Here is an 18,769-nt window from a genome sequence, read left to right as displayed (position 1 = left end):
TTCAAGTTGTTGTCCCCAGCCTGTGGATAGTGTCTCCCGGTGACCCCTGGTTTGACCGGATGGCGTAGCCCCGCGTACCGTAACCAGGTCGAGTTGTCGATGGCTGCTGCCGCCTGCCTCCGATGGGCACAGATCGCGTTTCGGTGATCGGGAAGCGGTGCACTCGGGCGTAACGCGAGCTACTCGTGGGCGCACGGTGACAGCCAGGACGGCACCCCGCAAGACCGATTTATTTCTGGAGCCCCCGAGTGAGCAAGCGCACCTTCCAGCCGAACAACCGTCGTCGCGCCAAGACCCACGGCTTCCGCCTGCGGATGCGTACCCGTGCCGGCCGCGCGATTCTGGCGAACCGCCGCAGCAAGGGTCGCGCCAGCCTGTCCGCCTGATTTCACAGGTCATGACGTCGTGCTGCCTACCGAGCATCGGCTGAGGCGGCGCGAAGACTTCGCGACCGCGGTACGACGAGGCCGTCGGGCTGGACGCCCGCTCCTCGTCGTACACCTTCGTAGCGGTGTCACGGACCCGCACGCGCCTGGGGAGAGCGCTCCCCAGACACGTGCGGGTTTCGTCGTGAGCAAGGCCGTGGGCGGCGCGGTCGTGCGCAACAAGGTGAGGCGCAGACTGCGTCATCTGATGCGTGACCGAGTCGCCCTGTTTCCCCCCGGTAGCCTGGTAGTCGTACGAGCGCTGCCCGGATCGGGCGACGCCGACCATGCACAGCTGGCCCAAGACCTGGATGCCGCCGTTCAGCGGCTGCTGGGAGGGGGCGCGCGATGAAGTACCCGCTGCTGGCTCTGATCAAGCTGTACCAGTGGACGATCAGTCCTTTGCTGGGTCCGGTCTGCAAGTACTACCCGTCGTGCTCCCACTACGGCTACACGGCTATCGACCGGCACGGCGCGATCAAGGGAACGGCACTCACGGCCTGGCGCATTCTGCGGTGCAATCCGTGGTCGCTCGGTGGTGTGGACCATGTTCCGCCGCGCAAGCGTCCGCGATGGCATGAACTGCTGCGCAACGCCTGGCGCGCACGCAAGGGCGGGACCTCCGCCGCCGAACCGGCCACAGAGGGGCAGGGGATGTCGGACCTTCCCTCCAGCCCGGCCGCAGAGACCCCGTCCCATGTCCAAGGAGCATGATTAGTGGACACGATTGCCAGCTTCTTCAGCTTCATCACGACACCCGTTTCCTGGGTCATCGTCCAGTTCCACTCGGTGTACGGGGAGGTCTTCGGTCCCGACACGGGCTGGGCCTGGGGCCTGTCCATCGTGTCCCTGGTGATCCTGATCCGCATCTGCCTGATCCCGCTCTTCGTGAAGCAGATCAAGGCGACCCGGGCCATGCAGACGCTGCAGCCCGAGATGAAGAAGATCCAGGAGCGCTACAAGAACGACAAGCAGCGCCAGTCCGAAGAGATGATGAAGCTGTACAAGGAGTCGGGTACCAACCCGCTCTCCTCCTGCCTCCCCATCCTGGCGCAGTCCCCGTTCTTCTTCGCCCTGTACCACGTGCTCAACGGCATCGCGACGGGCTCGACGATCGGCGTCATCAACGAGCCGCTGCTCGCCAGCGCCCGTAAGGCGCACATCTTCGGCGCCCCGCTGGCGGCGAAGTTCACCGACGGCTCGTCGAAGGTGGAGGCGCTCGGTGCCTCCCTCACCGACGTCCGGGTCGTCACCGCGATCATGATCGTCCTGATGTCGGCGTCGCAGTTCTACACGCAGCGCCAGCTGATGACGAAGAACGTCGACACCACGGTGAAGACGCCGTTCATGCAGCAGCAGAAGATGCTGATGTACGTCTTCCCGGTGATGTTCGCCGTCTTCGGTATCAACTTCCCGGTCGGTGTCCTCGTCTACTGGCTGACCACCAACGTGTGGACCATGGGCCAGCAGATGTACGTCATCCGCAACAACCCGACCCCGGGTTCCAAGGCGCAGGCCGCGTACCTGGAGCGCCTGTACAAGCACGTCACGCACCACGGCGCGACCCGCAACCGCCGTGAGAAGGCCATCGTCAAGGCCATCGTGACCAAGGGCCGCGACCGCAACGAGTTCGAGCGCAAGTTCATCAACGGCCTGAGCAAGGCCGGTCTCGCGGCGCAGGCCGACGGCACCGTGACCAAGGCTGAGAGCCAGGTCGCTCTCCAGACCGAGGACGGTGCGCCCGCTCCCGTCGCCAAGCGGCAGCAGCCCAAGCGCCAGACGAAGGCCCAGCGTCAGACCGGCGGCCCGAAGGCCGCGGGCGAGACCGAGCCCGAGCCGCCGACCACATCGCTGAGCAAGTCCGACGACGAGCCGGAGGACGCCAAGCCGGCCGCGGCTCCGAAGAACACCGCCTCGAAGCCCGGCACCGGCGGCGGCACCCGCAGCAAGGCCCAGTCCGGCCAGCGCAAGGGCCCGCAGCGCCCCAAGTCCCCGTCCAAGAAGTAAGAAGGAGCCCATCCCGTGACGGAAGGCACCACCTCCGCCGCTGCCGAGGGTGCAGACACCCTGTCCCGCCTGGAGCAGGAGGGCGAGATCGCGGCGGACTACCTCGAGGGTCTGCTGGACATCGCTGATCTCGACGGCGACATCGACATGGACGTCGAGGCCGACCGCGCCTCCGTCTCGATCATCAGCGACGTCGCCGGCCGGGACCTGCAGAAGCTGGTCGGCCGGGACGGCGAGGTGCTCGAGGCACTGCAGGAGCTGACCCGTCTGGCCGTCCACCGGGAGACCGGGGACCGCAGTCGGCTGATGCTGGACATCGCGGGCTACCGGGCCAGGAAGCGTACTGAGCTCTCCGAGCTGGGTGCCAAGTCCGCGGCCGAGGCGAAGAGCACCGGTGAGCCGGTCAAGCTGAGGCCGATGACCCCGTTCGAGCGCAAGGTCGTGCACGACGCGGTCAAGGCGGCGGGACTGCGCAGCGAGTCCGAAGGCGAGGAGCCCCAGCGGTTCGTCGTCGTGCTGCCCAACTGATTCGGTACGTACGTTCTCCCGGCCCCGTCTGTTGCGCAGGCGGGGCCGGTCTTTGTCAGCCTGGTAGTTCTGGTGGCCGGCGCTCGGAGCGCCGATGCGGTACGGAAGGACGGTCCCCGTGACGGAGGCAGCGGAGCTCCCCCCTGCGCCCGAACAGGCGCGTGACGTATTCGGTGATCGCTTCGAGGATGCGGTCCGGTACGCCGAGCTCCTGGCCGAGGCAGGAGTGCAGCGCGGGCTCATCGGCCCACGAGAGGTACCCCGCCTGTGGGAGAGGCACCTGCTGAACTGTGCGGTGCTGTCTGAGGTCGTGCCCGAGGGGGTGACGGTGTGCGACGTCGGCTCAGGCGCGGGCCTGCCCGGTATCCCGCTGGCGCTGGTCCGCGAGGACCTGAAGATCACCCTGTTGGAGCCCCTGCTGCGGCGCACCAACTTCCTGTCCGAGGTCGTCGAGCTCCTGGGGCTCGATCACGTGACCGTCATCCGCGGGCGCGCAGAGGAGGTCATGGGCACGCTGCAGCCGGTCCATGTGGTGACGGCCCGGGCCGTGGCGCCACTGGACCGCCTGGCCACCTGGGGCATCCCGCTGCTGCGGCCGTACGGGGAGATGCTCGCGCTCAAGGGCGACACCGCGGAGGAGGAGCTGAAGAGCGCGGCCACCGCGCTGAGCAAGCTCGGTGCGGTGGAGACATCCATCCTGCATGTGGGTGAGGGCGTGGTGGATCCGCTGTCCACGGTGGTCCGGGTCGAGGTCGGGGAGAGCCCTGGTGGTGTGCGGTTCGCGGCGAAGCGGGCGAAGGCTGCTCGAACGGGACGAACCCGACGCCGCCGGTGACGGTGGGAGGCGACTGTGATGGACATCTCTGATCCGTCCTGACAGCGAGACGTACTCCACACAAGCTTCCCCACCTACGCACCCCGGAGTGTCGCGAAGGTCCGGCCGTAACCGCTGTGCATCGTGTTTCACGTGAAACGTCGCTCCCTGCTGCATGGAATCATCAGCCGTGGCCGCGCTGCGGCCGAACCCCGCGACCGTAAGCCCCTTGGATCTCTCGGAGAGACCCCTGCTTTCAGGGCCGAGATGTCCCTCGTAGGGGGCACGGAGTTGTCCACAGAGGTGGATTTCTCCACAGAACCCCAGGGCTCACTGGTTCACGACCCCGAAGGCATGGGAGGCTCTGTGCATAGCGAGCCTGAAGTCGAGGAGAGTGAATCCTTGCGGTCCGACGCCAACATCGCGGGACCGATGACCGATCCGGTCCCCGGTCCCCGTACCGAGTCGATGGGGGAGGATGTTTCACGTGAAACACCGCCCCCCATGGACGACACACCGATCGGTCGTGCTGCCCAATTGGCAATGGAGGCGCTAGGCCGCGCCGGCGAGGGCCTGCCACGGCCCCACCAGACCCGCGTCATGGTGGTAGCCAACCAGAAGGGCGGTGTGGGCAAGACGACGACCACCGTCAACCTTGCCGCCTCGCTTGCCCTGCACGGGGCCAGAGTGCTCGTGATCGACCTCGACCCGCAGGGCAACGCGTCCACCGCGCTGGGGATCGACCACCATGCCGAGGTCCCGTCCATCTACGACGTCCTGGTCGACAGCAAGCCGCTTGCGGAGGTCGTCCAGCCCGTTCCTGATGTCGAGGGTCTCTTCTGCGCCCCGGCCACGATCGATCTCGCCGGTGCGGAGATCGAGCTGGTGTCGCTCGTGGCACGGGAAAGCCGTTTGCAGCGGGCGATCCAAGCCTACGAGCAGCCGCTGGACTACATCCTCATCGACTGCCCGCCCTCGCTCGGCCTGCTGACGGTCAACGCGATGGTCGCGGGTGAGGAAGTCCTCATCCCGATCCAGTGCGAGTACTACGCACTGGAGGGGCTGGGGCAGCTGCTGCGCAACGTCGACCTGGTACGGGGGCACCTCAACCCCGCCCTGCATGTGTCGACCATCCTGCTCACCATGTACGACGGCCGGACGCGTCTGGCGTCCCAGGTCGCGGACGAGGTGCGCACCCACTTCGGCGACGAGGTGCTGCGGACGAGCATTCCTCGCTCGGTCCGTATCTCCGAGGCGCCGAGCTACGGGCAGACGGTACTGACATACGATCCAGGATCGAGTGGTGCCCTCTCCTATCTTGAGGCGGCACGAGAACTTGCGCTGAAGGGAGTCGGCGTCAGCTATGACGCGACACAAGCCCACATCGGCGCCCAGAGCGACCCGAGCATGGTGGAGGGGATCCAGTGAGTGAGCGACGGAGGGGGTTGGGCCGTGGGCTCGGCGCACTGATCCCTGCTGCACCGACAGAGAAGACACCGACCCCGGCTGCCTTGGGAAGCACTGTTGTCCCGGCTCCCGCGGCGGTCCCGATGTTGACCACCGACCGTGGGGTGGCCGCGGCCAAGGTGGCGACTCTGCCGCCCGTTTCACGTGAAACCGATGAGCTGGCGCCGAGCGGCACCGCGGAGACACCTGCGCCTCCCATGGGCGCTCACTTCGCCGAGCTCCCGCTCGACTCCATCACGCCGAACCCCCGACAGCCGCGTGAGGTGTTCGACGAGGACGCTCTGCAGGAGCTGATCACCTCTATCAAGGAGGTCGGTCTCCTCCAGCCGGTCATCGTCCGGCAGACGGGTCCCGCGCGCTACGAGCTCATCATGGGCGAGCGGCGGTGGCGGGCCTGCCGTGAGGCGGGGCTCGAGGCGATCCCCGCGATCGTGCGGGCCACGGACGACGAGAAGCTCCTCCTGGACGCGCTGCTGGAGAACCTGCACCGGGCACAGCTGAACCCGCTGGAAGAGGCAGCCGCCTACGACCAGTTGCTGAAGGACTTCAACTGCACCCACGACCAGCTGGCCGACCGCATCGGGCGGTCCCGTCCGCAGGTCTCCAACACCCTGCGTCTGCTGAAGCTTTCGCCGGCCGTCCAGCGTCGGGTCGCCGCCGGGGTCCTCTCCGCGGGACACGCTCGAGCGCTTCTCTCCGTCGACGACTCGGAGGAGCAGGACCGGCTCGCTCACCGGATCGTGGCCGAGGGGCTCTCGGTGCGGGCCGTCGAGGAGATCGTGACCCTTATGGGGTCCCGGCCGCAGACGGCGCAGCGCTCCAAGGGACCGCGTGCGGGAGCGCGGCTGTCTCCCGCACTGACCGATCTTGCGGGTCGTCTCTCGGACCGCTTCGAGACGAGAGTGAAGGTCGACCTCGGGCAGAAGAAGGGCAAGATCACCGTCGAGTTCGCCTCCATGGAGGACCTCGAGCGGATCCTGGGCTCGCTCGCCCCCGGCGAGGGCCCGGTCCTGCAGAAGGGTCTCCAGGAAGGCGAACCCGAGGAGTCGGAGGACTGAGCTCACTGAGTCGGCGGGGTGGGTGATCTCGGCCGGTCGACAGAGCAGGCCGTGTCCGGTGTATGCCGGAACACGGCCTGCTCTTTGCTTTCTGGCGGTATCGATGGAATCGCATCGTGGATACGATGCGAGGGGAATGGCGCATCCACTGGCAGCACCTCTGAGTGGGAGGGCGGGGGTCATGCGAACGATGAGCCGGACCGGACTGGTGAGCGCTGGACTCGGGCTGGGCGTGGTCGGCGGCTTCGTCGGCAGCCTGCTCAGAGAACGGAACGCTCTGACAGCCGCCCGTGACGCTGCGGGCGAAGGAAGCGAGGAACAGCCTTCATGGGGCGTCGGCTCGTACCGCTCACGCTGGACAACCTTCAGGACCTTCCCAGGCGTTGTCGCTCGTGTGTCTTCTGGGAGCTGGACCCCGTCAGCGGTCAGGCCGCGGTAAGGGAGGGCACCGCTGCCCTGGAGAAGGAAGGCTGGATCTCCGCGGTTCTCCTGGACTGGGGATCATGCGGCCGGGTCGCCTACGTCGACGACGTACCGGTGGGCTTCGTGCTGTACGCGCCTCCGGCCTATGTGCCCCGCTCCACGGCCTTTCCCACGAGTCCCGTCTCACCGGACGCGGTGCAGCTGATGACCTCTTTCATCATGCCGGGCTACCAGGGGCAGGGGCTGGGCCGGGTGATGGTGCAGACGGTGGCCAAGGATCTGCTGCGTCGGGGCTTCAGGGCGATCGAGGCTTTCGGTGACGCCCACTGGAAGGAGCCCGCCTGCGTGCTCCCTGCAGACCATCTGTTGGCCGTGGGATTCAAGACGGTCAGGCCGCATCCTACGTACCCGCGCATGCGCCTGGAGCTGCGGACGACGCTCTCCTGGAAGGAGGACGTCGAGATGGCGCTGGACCGGCTGCTGGGAGCCGTGCAGAAGGAGCCGGCGCTGCGGCCGCTGTGATCCACTTTTGTCATGCGAATGGGCCAACCCCTCCGGGTTGGCCCATTCGTGTTTCACGTGAAACATCCGCCGTCGGCTCGACGGCTGGAGAATGTCAGTCGGCGATGAAGTCCTCGAGGTCGCGGACGATCGCGGCCTTCGGCTTCGCACCGACGATGGTCTTGGCGACCTCGCCGTTCTGGTAGACGTTCAGGGTCGGGATCGACATGACGCCGTACTTGGCGGCTGTGCCCGGGTTCTCGTCGATGTTGAGCTTGACGATCTCGATCTTCTCGCCGTACTCGGCGGCGATCGCCTCGAGCGAGGGCGCGATCTGGCGGCACGGACCGCACCAGGCGGCCCAGAAGTCCACCAGGACAGGCTTGTCGCTCTTGAGGACGTCCTGCTCGAAGGATGCATCGGTCACGTGCTTGAGGGTGCCGGCCACAGCGGGCTCCTTACTGGTTGTGCGTGGGGCGGATGGGGGATCAGACAGAGGTCTTCTCGGGCTCGGCCTGCTCTTCGTCCGCGAGGGCGGCGAGGAAGCGCTCGGCGTCGAGGGCGGAGGAGCAGCCGGTGCCGGCCGCGGTGATCGCCTGACGGTAGGTGTGGTCGACCACGTCACCGGCGGCGAAGACACCGGTCAGGTTCGTCCGCGTGGACGGCGCGGCGACCTTGAGGTAGCCCTCGTCGTCCAGGTCGAGCTGGCCCTTGAAAAGTTCCGTGCGGGGGTCATGGCCGATCGCGATGAACAGGCCGGTGACCGCCAGGTCGGAGAGCTCGCCGGTCTTGAGGTTGCGCAGCTTCAGGCCGGCCAGCTTCGGGTCGCCCTGGATCTCGGCGACCTCACTGTCCCAGACGAACTTGATCTTCGGGTCGGCGAACGCGCGCTCCTGCATCGCCTTGGAGGCGCGCAGGGTGTCCCGGCGGTGGACGATCGTCACGGACTTGGCGAAGCGGGAGAGGAAGGTCGCCTCCTCCATCGCGGTGTCGCCGCCGCCGATCACGGCGATGTCCTGCTCCCTGAAGAAGAAGCCGTCACAGGTGGCACACCAGGAGACGCCTCGGCCGGAGAGCGCGTCCTCGTTGGGCAGACCGAGCTTGCGGTGTTGCGAGCCGGTGGTGACGATGACGGCTTTCGCCTTGTGGACCGTGCCCGAGGTGTCTGTGACCGTCTTGATCTCACCGGCCAGGTCGACGGAGACGACGTCGTCCGGGATGAGCTCGGCCCCGAAGCGCTCGGCTTGGGCACGCATGTTGTCCATGAGCTCGGGGCCCATGATGCCGTCGCGGAAACCCGGGAAGTTCTCCACTTCGGTGGTGTTCATCAGCGCGCCGCCTGCGGTGACGGCGCCCTCGAACACCAGCGGCTTCAGCGACGCGCGCGCGGTGTAGAGCGCCGCCGTGTAGCCGGCGGGCCCGGAGCCGATGATGATCACGTTTCGGACGTCACTCACGGCTAGATTCCTCGTCTCTGGACTGCGTCGTACGGCCGGTGGAGCCCCTGTCAGAACTCTCACCCCACCCAACGGATCCTAAGGGGCGCGCATTCCCGCTGTGTCCACGCACACGGAGAGGCGACTCCGCAGGGAATATCCGGCCGGCGACAGGCGAGGCAGCGGGCGCGTCCTGCGCGCTCAGGAACGCGCGTAGGAGTGGGTGAGAAGCACCTTGGCCGTGGCGGACGAAGGGTGGCTCACGCAGGTCGCATCCACGATGTAGACGGTGACCCGATTGGTGTCCGAGGGGTTGGAGAGCACGACGAGAAGTGCTTCCGTCCCCTTGTATACGCCTTCCTCGGTCGCGAGCGCCGCGTCGTCGCGGCCGATGCCCGCTTGGATACAGGACGGGACGGTGGGACCGCTGAAGACCTTGGGCTTGTCGGTGGTGGGAGCGGACTCCACGCCCAGGCCGCGCGGGCTGCGGGTGCCCCCGGAGTTCTGGGTCAGGAGCGTCGCGACCTGCCGTTCGAGCGTTCCTTCGGAGAAGGTGTCCACGGCCGAGTTCCCGGGCTGGCTGTCGTTCCACAGCGAGGACAGCAGTACCGAACCCAGTCCCAGGGCGGCAGCCGCGAAGGCCGCACCCAGGATGGTGACCTTGCGGCGCCCACGCCGCCGGCCGCTCTTGCGTCCCGGACCGGTGGACGTGTTGCGGGCATGACCGGCAGGGCGGGCCGGCGTGGCTGATGTTTCACGTGAAACATCGGTGCTGTCGTCCACGCCGGCGGTGGAACGAATGACGGGCGCCGAGAGGGGGGCGCCTACGGCATCGGGTGTCGTGGCGTCGAGCAGTGCCTCCGCGGCGAGGGCGGCGTCGATCCGGCTCGCGACCTCGGCGGGCATCCGGGGCGGCCCGGGGAGCGTTCCGAGCAGCCCACGGATCTCCTCCAGCGACGCCTGTACGTCGGAGCAGAGCTCGCATCCGTCCAGATGCCGACGTACCTCAGCGCCACGGGACGGTGGGAGGAGCCCCTCGGTGAGGTCGGAGATCTCCGCGACGTCCGGGTGCCCGGCCATGTCCGTCGTGGATGTCACGCTCGCCCACCTCCGCCCTTCACAGCAGCTGAATCGCCTGATCCTGGTTCACGGGAAGCCGCGTCGTGCGGTCCCGCTGCGGGTGGGACGGATGTCCCCTGCGCCCGGTTCCGTCCCTCGCCCTGATGACCGCCGCCGTCGGCTCTTTCCGGCCGCAGGTGGGTGAGCAATGGCAGGAGTCTGGCTCTGCCCCGGGCGCAGCGGCTCTTCACCGTCCCGGTGGGCACGTCGAGCACGCGGGCGGCCTCGGCGACGGGATAGCCCTGCATGTCCACCAGGACGAGAGCGGCCCGCTGATCGTGCGGGAGCGTGCCGAGCGCCTCCAGGAGCTGGCGGTGCAGATCGTTGCGCTCGGCCGGGGCCGAGGCCGACTCGTGTGGCTCCAGCAGTTGTTCCAGGCGCTCGGTGTCGTCGACCGGCGAGGTTTTGCGGGAGGCGGCCTTGCGGGCGCGGTCCAGGCACGCGTTGACGGTGATGCGATGGAGCCATGTCGTGACGGCCGACTGACCGCGGAAGGTGTGGGCGGCCCGGTAGGCGGAGACGAGGGCGTCCTGGACGGCGTCAGCGGCTTCCTCGCGGTCGCCCAGCGTGCGCAGGGCGACCGCCCACAGACGGTCGCGATGCCGCCGTACGAGCTCGCCGAAGGCGTCGGAGTCGCCCTCGACGTGGCGGGCGAGCAGATCCTGGTCGCCCACTCCGTCGTATCCGGCGCCCTCCGCCATCGGCCCCCTCCCCCTCCGGTGAGACGTCAGCCCGTGAACTTCACGTCGGTGATGGCCTGCTTGAAGCCGGCGCCGCTGTACTCGTCCTTGCTCGAGTACGGCACCGCGGTCAGCCAGACGAGAACGTACCGGGTCTTCACGGCCTTCTTGGCGGAGATCTTCAGTTCCGTGCCCGAGGTCGTGGCATCGCCGATCTGCTTCATGGAACCGAGAGGCGCGGACGACGACAGGGAGTCGGCGGCGTAAAGGGACACCGACGTGTGGTCGCCGTCGTAGTTCAGCCCTATCGAGGCGCCCGACACCTCCTGGGCGGAGCCGAGGTCGTAGACGATGCCCACGCCCTGCTTGTAGGGCGCCAGCACGGGGCCGCCGTTGAAGGAGTACGTCCGCCAGTAGGTGGAGCTGTCGCCGTCGTAGGTGAGCTTCGCGTCGTTGGCGTGCTGCGGCTTGCCGTCCGGGTAGTACTCCGCCGCATCCTGGATACGCAGCGGCTTGACCGGCTTGGTCTGTTCGCTGTTCTTGTCGTTGTCGTCCGTCGTCTGTGTCTGGTTCGTGTCGTCGGACGAGTTGCCCTGGTCCATCAGGGCGTCCGCGAGCTGCCAGCTGCCCAGGCCGAGCGCGGCGATCAGGAGCGCCGAGACGGCCCACTTCAGCACCTTGCCGGTACGGCTCTGCAACGGCGGCGGCGGGGTCGCCACGGGCTGCGTGGTACGCGGTGCGGGCCGTCCGTACGTGCCCTGCTGGTATGTCGTGCGCTGGTACTCGGGCGGTGCGGTGAACGTGGGCTCCGGCGGACGGATGCGGGGCATCTCGCCGATCGCCTTCACCAGTTCCTCGGGCGTGGTGCACGCCGCTTCGTGACGCGAGGCCGTGGCGCCGTCGTTGGCGAGCGCCCGCATGGCCAGCTCGGACAGCCCGCGGTGGATGTGGGCGCGCACCTGGTCGGGGGCGATGAGGCCGACGTCCTTGGGCAGGCCGGACAGGCCGTAGGCGTCGTTCTCGTACGGCCAGCGCTGGGTGAGCGCCGCGTACAGCAGGGCGCCGATCGCTTCGGTGTCGGTGCGCTGCGGGGACTCGGAACTGATGCCGCGCAGCGCGGCGTTCACGGCGAGGCCGCGGATGCGCCACTGGCCGGTGGAGGCGCGCAGTACCGCGTTGGGGTTCAGGCGCAGATGGGCGAGGCCCTCGCGATGGGCGGCGGCCATCGCGGAGGCGATCTGGCTGACCATCTGGTAGGCGTCGTGCGGCTCCAGCGGGCCGGAGGACAGCAGTGTGGTGAGTTCGGTGGCGTCCGGCAGCCATTCGTGGACGACGTAGACGAGGTCGTTCTCCTCCACGGCGTCCAGCACCTGGACGAACCGGGGATCGCCCAGCAGCGCCGAGGAGCGGGCCGAGGCCAGTACGGAACGTGCCCGCGTATGGTCCGCGGGCAGTACGTGAACGCCTACGGCGCGGCGCAGCTTCTCGTCGACCGCACGCCAACTGCTGAATCCGTCCAGACGGGTGACGCACTCTTCGAGGCGATAGCGCCTGGCGAGCTTGTGGCCGCTGTGCAGCTCGGGCGGTGAGACTCTCCCGGGACGTTCCGTCCCGCCACTCCCCTGTGCCTCGTCGATGTCCGTGTCCCGCTCCCGGTTCTGGGCCACCCCGTCGGCCGTGGACTGGTCCGCCTGTGCGGTCAGCGGCTTGTCGCCGCTGTTGTCTGCCACGTCGACGGCAACCGTGCTCCGTTCCGCCACCGTCGTCCCTGCCTCCCCATCCATTACGCGCCGTACGACGTCGAATCCAATTGTGCCCACAGTCCGCCGCTATGCACGACACACGATGGCGGCCGATGGTTGTGCGACTACCCCCGCCTCAGCGCCCCAGACGCCCGCGCACCATACCGACGAGCGAGTTGAGTTCCTCGATGCGCATGCGGCGGGCGGCGACGTAGAAGATTCCGAGCAGGACCGCGCCGCCGACCACCAGCGCGGCGAAGGAGCCGGCGACCCCCTGGCCGAGCGAGTGGCCGATGCCGTAACAGGTCGCACCGGCCAGCAACGCGGCCGGTACCGAGGCGATGCACAGCCGCGCGTACGTGCGCAGCACCCGCGTGCCGTCCAGGTCGCCGCCCAGCCGCTTGCGCAGCCGGCTCCACGCGACGCCGACGCCGATGGCGTAGGCGACGCCGTACGCGGCCGCCATGCCCACCACCGCCCACCGGGCCGGGACCAGGAAGTAGCACAGCAACGAGGCCCCCGCGTTGACCGCCGCCACGATCACCGTGTTGTAGAAGGGGGTCCGGGTGTCCTCGAAGGCGTAGAAGGCGCGCAGCACCACGTACTGCACGGAGTAGGGGATCAGGCCGAGGCCGAACGCCATCAGCATGAAGCCCATGTTGGTGGCTTCGCTGGTGCCGGAGGAGCCGAAGATCAGCGTGCACATCGGGATGCCGAGGGCGAGGAAGCCGAATGCGATGGGCACGATCGCGACGGCCGTGGTGCGCAGCCCCTGGGAGATGTCGTCGCGGACGGCGCCGCCGTCCCCCTCGGCCGCCGAGCGGGAGATCCGCGGCAGCAGCGCGGCCATCAGGGAGACGGTGATGATGGCCTGCGGCAGGCCCCAGATCAGCTGGGCGTTCGCGTAGGCGGCGAAGCCGGTGCCCTCGACACGCGAGTCCTTGCCCGCGGCGGTGGACAGCTGGGTCACGACCATGGCGCCCGCCTGGTTGGCGAGGACGAACAGCACGGTCCACTTGGCGAGCATCGCGGCCTTGCCGAGGCCGTGGCCCTTCCAGTCGAAGCGCAGCCGCGGCCGGAAGCCCGTCTCCCGCAGATACGGGATCATCGCGAGGGCCTGGACGACCAGGCCGAGCAGGACACCGATGCCGAGCAGCCGCTGGCCCTCCGGCGGGATGCTGCCGACCGTCATCCCGGAGCTGCCGGCGGTGCCGTAGACCCAGATGAACATGCCGAGCGTCACGATGATGACGATGTTGTTCAGGACCGGGGTCCACATCATCGCGCCGAACCTGCCGCGCGCGTTGAGGATCTGCCCCATCACCACGTGGACGCCCATGAAGAAGATCGAGGGCAGGAAGTAGCGGGTGAAGGTGACCGCGACCTCGTTGGCCGCCGGGTCGTTCGCGACTCCGACCGACAGCATGCGCACCAAGAGGGGCGCGGCGAACATCGCCAGCGCGGTGAGTACACCGAGCGCCACCATCACGAGGGTCAGCAGCCGGTTGGCGAAGGCCTCGCCGCCGTCCTCGTCCTCCTTCATCGCCCGCACGAGCTGCGGCACGAAGACGGAGTTGAGGCCGCCGCCGACGGTGAGGATGTAGATCATCGTCGGGAGCTGGTAGGCGACCTGGAAGGAGTCGCCGAGGAGGCCGAGGCCGAGGGCGGAGACGATCAGCGCGGATCGGACGAAGCCGGTGAGCCGCGAGACCATCGTGCCCGCGGCCATGACGGCGCTCGACTTCAGCAGGCCCGAAGCGCGTCCGCCCTTCTTAGGGGCGGGAGCGGCTGCCGGAGCGGGAGCCTCGGCCGCGGGAGGCGGCGGGGGTGCCTGGTACTGCCCCACGGGTCCCGCGGCCGCCGCTTGCGCGGTGGCAGGGCCCGGCGCCGCCGCGGACTCCCACGACGGGCGTACGGCGCCCTGCTGCTGGTCCCGGAAGAGATGCGCGAAGGCGTCCGGCTCCTGGTGCTCCTCGCCGGCCTGGGTGACCAGGTCGTCGACGCCCACGAACTGGGTCGTACGCGGGTCCTCGCCGAACGGCATGTACTGGGTCGGACCCGCGGGCTCGGGTGCCGGGGTCTGTGCCCACACACGCGGGTCGGGGGCGTACGGCGACTGGGGCGGCTGGGCGTACAACGGCTGCTGCGGCTGGTAGGTCCCCGGAGGCGGCGGCGGATGCGCCGCACGGTCGTAGAGCGCCTCGGTGACCGGGTCCTGGGCGGAGAGATCCTGCGCCCGGTAGGGATCCTGGTCGTAGGCGTCCTGGAGGTACATGTCCGCCGGGTGCTGCGGCGGCACCTGGCCGTGCTCGGGCGGCGGGCCCTCGGGGTGACCCGAGCTGCCCGCGGCCTGGCCGCGGTCACCGTCGTACGGCGCGTTCATGGTTACCCCACCTCATCGTCCCGGGCCCACCGGCCACGACATCCTCAACGGTCCACTCTCTCACCCGTGCCGGACGGGTCGGCGCTTTCCGCTGCGGTGTCCGGTGTCGGGTCACTCGCCTGCTCCGGGTCGTCTGCTCCGGACAGAGTGCCGGACTCCTCCCCGAGACGGCCAGCGGGGCCCTCGGGGTTGTTCGGACCGTCGACCGCCTCACCGGCCTCGTCGGGGCCGTTCTCGCCGTTCTCCTGGTCTTCCCGGGCCGCCGCGCGCTTGCGCTGGGTGTACATCCGGAACCCGGCCAGGACCAGGAGCAGGACGCCGCCGCCGATGACCAGCATCACCGTGGCCGTGATCTCGGTGACCTTCACATCGAAGGTCACGGGCGCGCCGTACTCCTGGCCGTCCTGCGTGTACAGCTGGGCGATCACCGTGGTCTGGCCGTTGACGTTGGCGGACGTGCTGAACTTCACCGTCTGGCTGTGGCCGCCGGAGACCGCGATCGGCTGCTCGTAGTAGACGTTTCCGCCGATCTTGAGCCGGGTCGGATTGGTCGAGGTGAGCCGCAGTACCAGATGGTCGACGCCCTGCACCAGGTTGTTCTGCACGGTCACGGGGATCGTGGCGCTGCGACCGGAGAGCTTGGTGTCGGACTTGTCGATCAGCTTGACCTGCCCGGTCAGCGTGTCGAGATAGGCCTCGACCCCCTGACGGAAGGTGCTCGCCTCGGTGGACCGGCCGCGCCACGACGTCGACATCTCGCGGTTCAGGGCCCGGCCGAACGGCGTCACGACGCGGGACTCGTCGGTCAGGATCACCTGGAAGTTGTCGAGCTTGTCCTGCGTGCTCGCGATCTGCTCGAAGGCGGACCGCGGCAGCTCCTTCCTGCGCAGGGAGGACGGATACTTCGACGCCGACGGGATCCTGGTGGTGGCGCCCGGGTCCGGCTTGGCCTTGGCGGCCGCCGTGAGCTCCTGGGACTGGGACCAGTTCCCGCTCTGGAGGGCGCTCAGCGCCGCGGCCATCGCCTGGGCCTGGCTCCCGGTCGGCATACGCTGCGGGGCCACGACCACGCTGCGCTGCTTGTCCGTCTGAAGGCCGAGCGTGAGGCTCTGGGCGAGGAACTGCTGCACGGCGAGCGTGGAGTCCGCGGCCTTCGTCAGATCGCCCTGGAAGGCCGTGGACAGCCGTCCGTCCGCGACCACCGCCGTGGTGCCACCGCCGACCGGGCGGCCCGCCGAGGGCGTGTAGGACAGGCCCCCGGTCTCCCTCAGGCTGTCACTGCGGGCGATCACCTTGTCGGCGCCCGCGGACGTGGCGACCTTGACGATCGACGGGTCGACGGCGCCGTCCACGGGCCAGGCGAATTCCGTGCTCGGCGTCACGTGGAGGATCGGCTCCACCGTGTTGGCGACGACGTCGGAGGCCGCCTTGAGGTGACTGAGCGAGCCGCTGACGCTCGTGCCGTTGCGGGCGAGGGAGGCCAGGTCCGGGTCGGCGAAGGGCAGGGCGACCACTTCCTTGTCCACCACCGCCTTCTGAAGTTCCGCGAGCCACTGCTTGGCGACCGTCTGGTGGGTGCCCGCCGTGGTGGTGTCTCCCTCGCCCCGGACCCGGTAGCTGCGGGTCATCGCGTCGACGGAGGCGAGCAGGTCCGGGTCGATCACCCACGTGACGTCGAGGTTCTTCCCCAGGGACAGAAGCTGGTCGAGCCGGCCACCGGGAGAGATCTCCCCAGCCAGGTCGTCGTTGAGGAAGACCGGCGTCTGCTGTTCGTTCGAGCCGGTCTCCGCCGTCATGTGGACGCTCGAGACGAGCGGCCACATGACCGTCGTCTTCGTCCTCGTGTCCGCCTCGCCCGGCTGCCACGGCAGGAACGTCCGCTGGATGCCCAGCTCCCGTTCCCACGGCTGCGCGGCCGTCTGCCCGGAGAGCGAGACGCCGAGCGGGTAGACCCCGTCCTCACCGAGATCGAGTTTGTCGACCGGTACGGAGATGCTGAAGTGCTGCGCGACGCCGGGAGCGAGCTTGGCGAACTCCTCCACATACTTGTCGCCGACCTCCGAGCCGTCCGAGCTGGAGACCCGGTCGGCGTGGTCGGCGGCGTTGTCGATCGCCGAGCGGGTCGTCAGGACCGATCCCACCCGCAGGCCGACGTGGGCGTCGCTGATCGACTGCTTGCCGTTGTTGGTCACCGTGCCGGAGACGGTCACGGTGTCCCCGTCGGTCGGTGCGGACGGGGTGAGGGTGTCGATGGAGACGGACACCGTCCGGGAGCCGGAGGCGGCCCGTACGGAGTCCTGTGCGGCTGCCTGAGCGGACGTGGCGGCGGGCAGCTGGACCAGACCGGCCAGCAGTGGCGCCCCTGCGAGCAACGCCCCGGTGCGCCGCAGCCACCGGCGGGCAGGTGAGGGACTGGTCCCCTGGAAGTCTGCCGCCTCGGCCACGCGCTCGCCCGTCCCTCGTCGTCGTCAGTGGTCGTCGGAATGTGCGTCCACGCATGGTAACGATGCGCGCTGAGGGGAAGTGCCGCGGACCGGTCCACAAGATCGGGGCGGGGGCGGCGGTCCGCCCCCCTATCTGCTCATATAAAGAGGAGCGGCGATGTATGTCACAAGGGCATGTCTTGTGCGCCTATCGGAGTGGATGTCCAGGCCGCTTAATGCGGGCGCCCCCGGCCGCCCGGGCCACGTACCCTCTTCTGTTGTGCCGAACGCCAATGAAGACACCTCCAGTGCCCTGAGCCAGGTGCAGCACCACGCGGTCAGTGAGCTGCTGCGGGTCGCTCCTGTCGCCGACGACCTCGCCCGCCGCTTCCAGGAGGCCGGGTTCTCACTCGCCCTGGTAGGGGGTTCGGTCCGGGACGCGCTGCTCGGCCGGCTCGGCAACGACCTGGACTTCACGACGGACGCCCGACCCGAGGACGTTCTGAAGATCGTGCGGCCGTGGGCGGACGCCCTCTGGGAGGTCGGGATCGCCTTCGGCACGGTCGGGGCGCAGAAGGACGGCTACCAGATCGAGGTGACCACCTACCGGTCCGAGGCGTACGACCGGACCTCGCGCAAGCCCGAGGTCTCGTACGGCGACTCCATCGAGGAGGACCTCGTCCGCCGCGACTTCACGGTGAACGCGATGGCCGTGGCGCTGCCGGCGAAGGAGTTCATCGACCCGCACGGCGGGCGTGAGGACCTCGCCGCCCGTGTGTTGCGGACCCCGGGTACCCCGGAGGACTCGTTCTCCGACGACCCGCTGCGGATGATGCGGGCCGCCCGGTTCGCAGCCCAGCTCGACTTCGAGGTCGCTCCCGAGGTCGTCACCGCGATGAGCGAGATGGCCGGACGCATCGAGATCGTCTCGGCGGAGCGGGTACGGGACGAGCTGAACAAGCTCATCCTGTCCGCGCACCCGCGCAAGGGGCTGAGCCTGTTGGTCGACACCGGACTGGCCGAGTACGTGCTGCCCGAGCTGCCGGCCCTGCGTCTGGAGAGCGACGAGCATCACCGGCACAAGGACGTTTACGAGCACACCCTGATCGTTCTGGAGCAGGCGATCGCGCTGGAGCGGAACGGTCCCGACCTCACGCTCCGGCTGGCCGCGCTGTTGCACGACATCGGCAAGCCGCGCACCCGCCGCTTCGAGAGCGACGGCCGGGTCTCCTTCCACCACCACGAAGTGGTCGGGGCGAAGATGACCAAGAAGCGCATGACGGCGCTCAAGTACTCCAACGAGCTGGTGAAGGACGTCTCGCAGCTCGTCGAACTCCACCTGCGCTTCCACGGTTACGGAACCGGCGAGTGGACGGACTCCGCCGTCCGCCGCTACGTCCGTGACGCCGGCCCCCTGCTCGACCGCCTCCACAAGCTGACCCGCTCGGACTGCACCACGCGCAACAAGCGCAGGGCGGCCGCTCTCTCGCGCGCCTATGACGGCCTGGAGGAGCGCATCGGGCAGCTGAAGGAAAAGGAAGAGCTGGACTCCATCCGGCCCGACCTCGACGGCAACCAGATCATGGAGATCCTGGGCGTCGGCCCGGGCCCGGCTGTCGGCCGTGCGTACAAGCATCTCCTGGAGCTTCGGCTGGAGAACGGGCCGACGGAGCATGACGCGGCGGTGGCGGCGCTCAAGGAGTGGTGGGCCGAGCAGGTCTGAGGACACAGAGAGCGGGGGCATGTTTCACGTGAAACATGCC

The 18,769-nt window shown here is 68.7% G+C and carries 17 protein-coding genes; 10 read left to right on the top strand and 7 right to left on the bottom strand.

The features are described 5' to 3' along the window. The first annotated feature begins 248 nt into the window (after nt 1-248). The 9 genes from rpmH to ACFV0T_RS38360 all read left to right on the top strand — a co-directional run bounded on the left by rpmH (nt 249) and on the right by ACFV0T_RS38360 (nt 7,244). The gene (gene rpmH / locus ACFV0T_RS38400; RefSeq protein WP_005482975.1) at nt 249-386 is read left to right on the top strand and encodes a 50S ribosomal protein L34; all 138 of its coding nucleotides are present in this window, start codon (nt 249-251) and stop codon (nt 384-386) included. Nucleotides 387-405: 19 nt separating this feature from the next. Next, complete coding sequence (rnpA, locus tag ACFV0T_RS38395) at nt 406-777, top strand: ribonuclease P protein component (protein ID WP_385789609.1); 372 nt, start codon at nt 406-408, stop codon at nt 775-777. Beyond that, nucleotides 774-1,139, top strand: coding sequence for a membrane protein insertion efficiency factor YidD (gene yidD / locus ACFV0T_RS38390; RefSeq protein ID WP_385789607.1), 366 nt, complete (start codon nt 774-776; stop codon nt 1,137-1,139). Before rnpA ends, yidD begins: the two co-directional genes overlap by 4 nt. Nucleotides 1,140-1,142: 3 nt before the next feature. After that, nucleotides 1,143-2,432 carry a membrane protein insertase YidC gene (gene yidC, locus ACFV0T_RS38385; protein ID WP_385789605.1) on the top strand — a complete coding sequence of 430 codons (1,290 nt, stop codon included), beginning with the start codon at nt 1,143-1,145 and terminating at the stop codon, nt 2,430-2,432. A 15-nt stretch (nt 2,433-2,447) separates the two neighbouring features. After that, nucleotides 2,448-2,960, top strand: coding sequence for a protein jag (locus tag ACFV0T_RS38380; protein WP_385789603.1), 513 nt, complete (start codon nt 2,448-2,450; stop codon nt 2,958-2,960). 118 nt (nt 2,961-3,078) lie between these two features. Beyond that, the gene (gene rsmG / locus ACFV0T_RS38375) at nt 3,079-3,795 is read left to right on the top strand and encodes a 16S rRNA (guanine(527)-N(7))-methyltransferase RsmG (RefSeq protein ID WP_385789601.1); all 717 of its coding nucleotides are present in this window, start codon (nt 3,079-3,081) and stop codon (nt 3,793-3,795) included. A gap of 333 nt (nt 3,796-4,128) precedes the next feature. Next, nucleotides 4,129-5,202, top strand: a complete 1,074-nt coding sequence (locus ACFV0T_RS38370; RefSeq protein WP_385789635.1) for a ParA family protein — start codon at nt 4,129-4,131, stop codon at nt 5,200-5,202. Next, the gene (locus ACFV0T_RS38365; protein ID WP_385789598.1) at nt 5,199-6,299 is read left to right on the top strand and encodes a ParB/RepB/Spo0J family partition protein; all 1,101 of its coding nucleotides are present in this window, start codon (nt 5,199-5,201) and stop codon (nt 6,297-6,299) included. Before ACFV0T_RS38370 ends, ACFV0T_RS38365 begins: the two co-directional genes overlap by 4 nt. Before the next feature lie 327 nt (nt 6,300-6,626). Beyond that, nucleotides 6,627-7,244, top strand: coding sequence for a GNAT family N-acetyltransferase (locus tag ACFV0T_RS38360; protein ID WP_385789596.1), 618 nt, complete (start codon nt 6,627-6,629; stop codon nt 7,242-7,244). A 94-nt stretch (nt 7,245-7,338) separates the two neighbouring features. Here ACFV0T_RS38360 and trxA read toward each other — a convergent pair whose 3' ends face one another. The 7 genes from trxA to ACFV0T_RS38325 form a co-directional block, all read right to left on the bottom strand. Then, nucleotides 7,339-7,671, bottom strand: coding sequence for a thioredoxin (gene trxA, locus ACFV0T_RS38355; protein ID WP_385789594.1), 333 nt, complete (start codon nt 7,669-7,671; stop codon nt 7,339-7,341). A gap of 40 nt (nt 7,672-7,711) precedes the next feature. Beyond that, nucleotides 7,712-8,680 (bottom strand): thioredoxin-disulfide reductase, encoded by a 969-nt coding sequence (trxB, locus tag ACFV0T_RS38350; protein WP_385789592.1) that lies wholly within the window; start codon nt 8,678-8,680, stop codon nt 7,712-7,714. Between the two features lie 180 nt (nt 8,681-8,860). After that, the gene (locus ACFV0T_RS38345; protein ID WP_385789590.1) at nt 8,861-9,757 is read right to left on the bottom strand and encodes an anti-sigma factor family protein; all 897 of its coding nucleotides are present in this window, start codon (nt 9,755-9,757) and stop codon (nt 8,861-8,863) included. After that, nucleotides 9,754-10,479 (bottom strand): RNA polymerase sigma factor SigM, encoded by a 726-nt coding sequence (sigM, locus tag ACFV0T_RS38340; protein ID WP_385789588.1) that lies wholly within the window; start codon nt 10,477-10,479, stop codon nt 9,754-9,756. Before sigM ends, ACFV0T_RS38345 begins: the two co-directional genes overlap by 4 nt. A 26-nt stretch (nt 10,480-10,505) precedes the next feature. Further along, nucleotides 10,506-12,218 carry a protein kinase family protein gene (locus tag ACFV0T_RS38335; protein ID WP_385789586.1) on the bottom strand — a complete coding sequence of 571 codons (1,713 nt, stop codon included), beginning with the start codon at nt 12,216-12,218 and terminating at the stop codon, nt 10,506-10,508. Between the two features lie 118 nt (nt 12,219-12,336). Continuing rightward, nucleotides 12,337-14,583: a murein biosynthesis integral membrane protein MurJ gene (murJ, locus tag ACFV0T_RS38330; RefSeq protein WP_385789584.1), complete on the bottom strand. Its 2,247-nt coding sequence runs from the start codon at nt 14,581-14,583 to the stop codon at nt 12,337-12,339. A gap of 44 nt (nt 14,584-14,627) precedes the next feature. Next, the gene (locus ACFV0T_RS38325; RefSeq protein WP_385789582.1) at nt 14,628-17,027 is read right to left on the bottom strand and encodes a DUF6049 family protein; all 2,400 of its coding nucleotides are present in this window, start codon (nt 17,025-17,027) and stop codon (nt 14,628-14,630) included. Nucleotides 17,028-17,286: 259 nt separating this feature from the next. Here ACFV0T_RS38325 and ACFV0T_RS38320 point away from each other — a divergent pair, with 259 nt between their 5' ends. Further along, nucleotides 17,287-18,729 carry a CCA tRNA nucleotidyltransferase gene (locus ACFV0T_RS38320; protein WP_385789580.1) on the top strand — a complete coding sequence of 481 codons (1,443 nt, stop codon included), beginning with the start codon at nt 17,287-17,289 and terminating at the stop codon, nt 18,727-18,729. Nucleotides 18,730-18,769 lie beyond the last annotated feature (40 nt).

It is taken from the genome of Streptomyces sp. NPDC059582, assembly GCF_042735715.1.
Taxonomy (GTDB): Bacteria; Actinomycetota; Actinomycetes; order Streptomycetales; family Streptomycetaceae; genus Streptomyces.
Note: the sequence above shows the minus strand (reverse complement) of the source record. Positions and strands in the feature narration are given on the sequence as shown.

Coding starts and splice junctions, on each gene's coding strand:
- sigM (WP_385789588.1), bottom strand. CDS start 10,479: ATGGCGGAGGGCGCCGGATACGACGGAGTGGGCGACCAGGATCTGCTC.
- yidD (WP_385789607.1), top strand. CDS start 774: ATGAAGTACCCGCTGCTGGCTCTGATCAAGCTGTACCAGTGGACGATC.
- murJ (WP_385789584.1), bottom strand. CDS start 14,583: ATGAACGCGCCGTACGACGGTGACCGCGGCCAGGCCGCGGGCAGCTCG.
- ACFV0T_RS38360 (WP_385789596.1), top strand. CDS start 6,627: ATGGGGCGTCGGCTCGTACCGCTCACGCTGGACAACCTTCAGGACCTT.
- ACFV0T_RS38370 (WP_385789635.1), top strand. CDS start 4,129: ATGGGAGGCTCTGTGCATAGCGAGCCTGAAGTCGAGGAGAGTGAATCC.